The sequence below is a fragment of the Vulcanococcus sp. DEBay_Sum22DG08_74 genome, assembly GCF_017852955.1.
Lineage (GTDB): Bacteria > Cyanobacteriota > Cyanobacteriia > PCC-6307 > Cyanobiaceae > Vulcanococcus.
The window spans coordinates 1-5462 of record NZ_JAFMKL010000107.1 but is presented as its reverse complement, the minus strand read 5'-3'; the positions used below and the strand labels follow the sequence as shown (position 1 = coordinate 5462).

The 5462-nt window shown below is 64.4% G+C and carries 5 protein-coding genes and 1 pseudogene; 4 read left to right on the top strand and 2 right to left on the bottom strand.

All coding sequences use genetic code 11. The features are described 5' to 3' along the window. From QZ184_RS09790 to mrdA, 4 genes and pseudogenes are all read left to right on the top strand, one after another. Nucleotides 1–531, top strand: a pseudogene (locus tag QZ184_RS09790) (GMP synthase (glutamine-hydrolyzing)); the annotation flags it as partial. Nucleotides 532–600: 69 nt separating this feature from the next. Next, nucleotides 601–1212 (top strand): hypothetical protein, encoded by a 612-nt coding sequence (locus QZ184_RS09785; RefSeq protein WP_010313935.1) that lies wholly within the window; start codon nucleotides 601–603, stop codon nucleotides 1210–1212. A 54-nt stretch (nucleotides 1213–1266) separates the two neighbouring features. Then, nucleotides 1267–1632, top strand: a complete 366-nt coding sequence (locus QZ184_RS09780) for a hypothetical protein (protein WP_043705249.1) — start codon at nucleotides 1267–1269, stop codon at nucleotides 1630–1632. A gap of 4 nt (nucleotides 1633–1636) precedes the next feature. After that, nucleotides 1637–3430, top strand: coding sequence for a penicillin-binding protein 2 (gene mrdA / locus QZ184_RS09775; protein ID WP_296419365.1), 1794 nt, complete (start codon nucleotides 1637–1639; stop codon nucleotides 3428–3430). Here mrdA and QZ184_RS09770 read toward each other — a convergent pair. Together QZ184_RS09770 and QZ184_RS09765 are read right to left on the bottom strand one after the other, a co-directional pair. After that, nucleotides 3427–4572: a glycosyltransferase family 1 protein gene (locus tag QZ184_RS09770; protein ID WP_296415436.1), complete on the bottom strand. Its 1146-nt coding sequence runs from the start codon at nucleotides 4570–4572 to the stop codon at nucleotides 3427–3429. The genes mrdA and QZ184_RS09770 overlap by 4 nt on opposite strands. Nucleotides 4573–4577: 5 nt before the next feature. After that, the coding region (locus tag QZ184_RS09765) for an NAD-dependent epimerase/dehydratase family protein (protein WP_296419363.1) at nucleotides 4578–5462 on the bottom strand (885 nt) is incomplete at its 5' end.

Below are 5462 nucleotides of genomic sequence, written 5' to 3'. Positions count from 1 at the left end.
CGGGTGGCGGTGAAGATCAAGAGCCACCACAACGTGGGTGGCCTGCCCAAGGATCTCCAGTTCAAGTTGGTGGAGCCCCTCCGGCGTCTGTTTAAAGACGAGGTCCGCAAGGTGGGCCGCACCCTGGGACTTCCCGAGGAGATCGTCGGCCGCCACCCCTTCCCCGGTCCTGGCCTGGCGATCCGCATCCTCGGTGAGGTGACGGACGACAAGCTCGACATCCTGCGCGATGCCGATCTGGTGGTGCGCGAAGAGATCAAAAATGCTGGTCTCTATCACGACATCTGGCAGGCCTTCGCGGTGCTGCTGCCGGTGCGCAGTGTTGGTGTGATGGGTGACAAGCGCACCTATGCCTTCCCCATTGTTCTGCGCTGTGTCTCCTCTGAAGACGGCATGACGGCGGATTGGTCCCGCTTGCCCTACGACCTGCTGGAGAAGATCTCCAACCGGATCGTGAATGAGGTGAAGGGCGTGAACCGGGTGGTGCTCGACATCACCAGCAAGCCCCCCGGCACCATCGAGTGGGAATAATTCCCACCCCTTGAGCCATGGCCTAGGCCGGGTGACTCCGTTACCCTCGGGTCCCCCGGCCTAGGAGCCTTGACTGCCGCCCCACAGCAGGACATCCAGCTGCAGCGCCGCCTTCAGCAGGACAGCATTCAGCTGGCAGGGAAGGTGGTGTATCTGAATCCCTTCCTTTATTGGCGCCGTTTTGACGCCAATACCGATCGCTGGCTGCGGGAACCGGGTCAGCTGGCGGAGGATCAGATCACGACCAACCGGGTGCGCTTCTACCCCGAGTTGGATTGGGAGCTGCTCAACGAGACCGACCGTGCCGTGAAGGACGGGGCTGTTGAGATGTTCCTCAAGAGCCTGGAGCTGATCAGCACCTTTAACCCTGAGCTCACCCCCGGCCAGCTGCTGGAGGTGGAGCGCAAGATGGCCGTCACCAAGAAGAAGGCCTTTGAGCGTTGGGTCTCCAAGTCGCTCAAGCGTCGTCTGCAGCAGGAGGCCAGCGAGCGCCGTCGCTTCGATCGCGAACGCCTGATCCGTGACTGGAGCGAGTGGATGGTGCTGCCGGTGACGCGGCAGGCTTTGCTTCCCCTCTCGGCCTTGATGGTGATCGCGGTGGGTGCGGGCTGGTGGCTTGGCTCCCAGCAGTTCTGCCGTCAGCAGATCGTCCAGCCGGCCATCTCGCGCAGCGCGGGCTAGGCCAGCCAGATCGGGGATCAGGCGCCAGACTGGGCGCACTCAATGCCTCAGTTCATGGGTTCCGACCCCCTCGACAGCCTGCGTTTGACCCTGATGCAGGAGGTCCTGCCGGTCGGGATGGCTGCGGTCGAGCGGGCCAAGCGTGGTGGCGCCCGTGATCTGGCTGATGCACTCTCCAAGGGTCCAGAGGGCCTCACGGAGCTCCGGGAGGAAGGGGCAGAGGCGGCCCGTCAGGTTCGTGAGCGTCTCGATCGGATCCAGCCTGGTTTGGGGAATCCGGTGATGAAGGTGCAGGTCACGGACGTGCCGGTGGAGCCGGCCCTGGCGAAGGATGCCGGAGAGGAGGAGTTGCAGCTGGCCCTGGCACGCATCTCCGAGCGGTTGACGTTGCTGGAGCAACGGCTCACGGAAGGGAGCTGAACCATTGGCCATCGCCTCCAACCCTCACCGCAGTGCCGGGCTCCAGCGTCAGCCCGCGATTCTGCTGGGTTTGGTGCTGTTCTTCGCTTCGGCGATGGTCGTGCGTCTGGGTTGGTTGCAGCTGCTCCATGGCAGCGAAAACCGGGAGCGCGCTGACGAGAACCGCATCCGCTTGCTGGCGCGTAACCCCGTCCGTGGGCGGATCTTGGATCGCCATGGACAGGTCCTGGTCTCAAGCCGCCTGATCTACAGCCTGTATCTGCAGCCCAAGGATCTGCCGAAGGGTTCCTGGCCAGCTCTGCGGGAGCGGCTGAGCGCTCTGATGAACATCCCCCAGAAGCAACTGGAGCAGCGCAAGCGTCGCGGTCCCGGCAAGCAGGAATACCGCATTGAGCTCGCCAGTGAACTGACGCCGGAGCAGGTCCTGCGCTTCCGGGAGCAGGCCAGCGACCTGCGGGGAGCCCAGGTGGATCTGGATGTCGTGCGCAGCTACCCCCACGGCTCACTTGGCGCCCACACCTTGGGCTACACCCAGCCCATCACTGAGCAGGAATACAAGGTTCTGGCCAAGCGGGGCTACAAGATCCGCGACCGCATTGGCCGCATTGGTGTGGAGGCCGCCTATGAGCAACACCTGCGCGGCACCTGGGGCGGCCAGATGGTCGAGGTCAACGCCATGGGCGAGATCCAGCGCGTCCTCGGCGATCGCCCCTCCAAGGCCGGCAAGGACTTGGTGGTCACGCTTGATCTCCCGCTGCAGCGGGCGGCTGAGGCGGCCCTGAAGGGCAAGCCCGGTGGGGCCATCGTTGCCCTGAATCCCAGGACCGGGGCGATCTTGGCCTTGGCCAGTCGCCCCAATTTCGATCCCAACTTCTTCTCCAAGACCGTCACGACCCAGCGGGAGTACGACGCCCTCTTTGCCTCTCCCTCTAAGCCTCTCTTCAGCCGGGCGATGAATGCCTATGACCCCGGCAGCACCTGGAAGCCGGTGACGGCCTTCGCCGGGATGGCCTCGGGCAAGTTTCCGGCGAACACCAAGCTGATGACCCGCGGCTGCATCACCTACGGCGGGCACTGTTTCCCGGACCACAACGGTGCCGGCTTTGGCCTGATCGGCTACGAGGATGCCCTGCGCTTCTCAAGCAACACCTTCTATTACCAAGTCGGTGTTGGGGTGGGCTCGATGCCCCTCTATGACGCCGCGGTGAAGTTGGGATTCACGAAGCCCACGGGCATTGAGATCGGCTACGAGGAAAGCACCGGTCTGGTGGGCAATGAGCAGTGGGCCGCCAAGGGACGCACCTGGGGTAAGCCCGGCACCACCCCTTGGATCCCCGAGGACATGGCGAGCATGTCCATTGGCCAGTCCGTGGTCCAGGTCACCCCTTTGCAGTTGGCTCGGGCCTACGCCGTCTTTGCCAATGGTGGTTATCTGATCACCCCCCACTTGGTTGATCGCGGCTTGGATTGGACCGCTCCGCCTCGCCGCACCAAGGTGGACATCAAGCCCTCGACCCTGGCCACGATCAACCGCGGCTTGCGCAAGGTGGTTCAGGAGGGCACGGGCTATGCCATGAACCAGGCGGCGGAGTTGCCGCCCGTGGCGGGCAAGACCGGAACCGCCGAGGACAGCACCGGTGGCCCTGACCACGCCTGGTTTGCCTGTTTTGCCCCGTATCCCAACGGCGAGATTGTCGTGGTCGCCTTTGCCCAGAACACCCCTGGCGGTGGTTCAGTGCATGCCTTGCCCATGGCCCGCCAGGTGCTGCAGGTCTGGGCCCAGCAACGCAGCCGCTAGGCGAGGCTTGGTGCTGGTGCGTTGAGCACCTGGCGGTAGTAGCCACGCAGCTGCTCGGTGGCACCGGCCCAACCCCAGCGCTCGGCCTCTTCTCGGGCGTTGCGCCGCAGCTGTTCCCGCTGTCCTGGATCTCCGAGGAGCCGTTGGGTGGCGGCGCTCAGGCTTCCGGCGCCGCCATCGGCTCCATCGGGTTCATAGAGGCAGCCATTGACTCCATCGCTGACGATGTCCGGGATCCCGCCGCGGTTCGCTCCGACCACGGGGCAGCCCGCCGCCATTGCTTCGAGCAGCACCAACCCCAGGGTCTCGGTGCTGCTGGGGAAGAGGAAGGCATCGGCGCTGGCGTAGGCGCTGGCCAGCTCTTCACCGGCGAGATAGCCCACGAAGTGGGTGGCACTGCCGGCGAACAAGGTCTCGAGTTGTTGGCGATAGGGGCCATCTCCCACCAGCGCCAGGCGTGCATCGGGCATCGCATCGAGGACGGGGCGAATGCGCTCGATCTGCTTTTCGGCCGACAGGCGTCCGATGTAGAGCAGCAGCTTGCCGGTGTCGCTGCGGCCCGCCAGAAGACGATCGCGCATGGCCTGGCTGCGCAGCTCGGGCCGGAAGAGATCGGTGTCGACCCCCCGCTGCCAAAGATCCGTGTGCTGGATGCCCTTCTCACTCAGCTCGGCCACCATCGCGGTGGAGGTGCAGAGGTTCAGCTGAGCCTGGTTGTGGGCCATTTTCAGCAGCTCCCAGAGCACCGGCTCGAGCATGCCCAGGCCGTAGTGCTCCAGGTATTTGGGTAGGTGCGTGTGATAACTCGCCACCAGGGGATACCCCTTGGTCTTGGCGAGCCAGATTCCCCCCAGGCCGAGCACGGCAGGGTTGACGACGTGCACCAGATCAGGGGCAAAGGCCTCCAGCGCGTCGGAGACCGACGGCCTTGGCAACGCCAACTTCAGTTCTGGGTAGAGCGGGAGGGGCATGGCCGGAACCCCCACCACCTGGGCCCCCATGTAGGACTCAGGCGCCCCCTCAGGGCAGAAGATCATGACCTCGTCACCGGCCGCAACAAGGTGCTGCACCGTTTTGGTGAGCCGGGTCACGATCCCATCAACCTTCGGCAGGAAGGTCTCGGTGAAGAGGGCGATTTTCAAGGCAATCAGGTGGCCTTAATGGCTTGCTCCTGGGTCTTGGTCCAGGCAGAAGTGCAGAGGATGCGGTTGCGGTCGCAGCGATCGGCGTAGCGGGTGGCGATCTCCACCACTTCCTTCAGCAGACCGTCATCCAGGGTGGTGGGGTTGAGGCCCAGCTCGATGAAGCAGCGGTTATCAACGATCAGGTCGTTTTCCACCGCCTCGTTGCGGGGGTTGGGGAGGTTGTTGACCTGGGCTCCGGTGAGGGCGGCGACTTTCTTGGCGAGCTCACCCACCTGATGGCTTTCGGTCATCTGGTTGAAGATCTTCACCCGCTCACCCTTGCTGGGGGGGTTCTCCAGGGCCAGCTGGACGCACTTCACCGAGTCACGGATGTGGATGAAGGCGCGGGTCTGGCCGCCGGTGCCGTGCACGGTCAGGGGATAGCCGATGGCCGCCTGCATCAAGAAGCGGTTGAGCACCGTGCCGTAGTCGCCGTCGTAGTCGAAGCGGTTGGTCAGGCGCGGGTCGCGGTCGGTGGCTTCGGTGTTGGTGCCCCAGACGATGCCCTGGTGCAGGTCGGTGATGCGGACCTGGTCGTTTTTGTTGTAGTAGAGGAAGAGCAGCTGATCCAGCGTCTTGGTCATGTGATAGACGCTGCCCGGGCTGGCCGGGTGGAGGATTTCCTCCTCGAAGCGGCTGCCATCGGGCTGGGGCACCTCCACCTTCAGGTAGCCCTCGGGGATGGTGGCGCCGCGGTGGGAGCCATAGCCATAGACGCCCATGGTGCCCAGGTGCACCACATGGCAATCGAGGCCGGTCTCAACGATGGCGGCCAGCAGGTTGTGCGTGCCGTTGACGTTGTTGTCGACGGTGTAGCGCTTGGTGGCGCTGCTCTTCATCGAGTAGGG

Excerpts from the sequence above, each read along its gene's own strand:
- QZ184_RS09780 (WP_043705249.1), top strand. The coding sequence starts at position 1,267 with ATGGGTTCCGACCCCCTCGACAGCCTGCGTTTGACCCTGATGCAGGAG.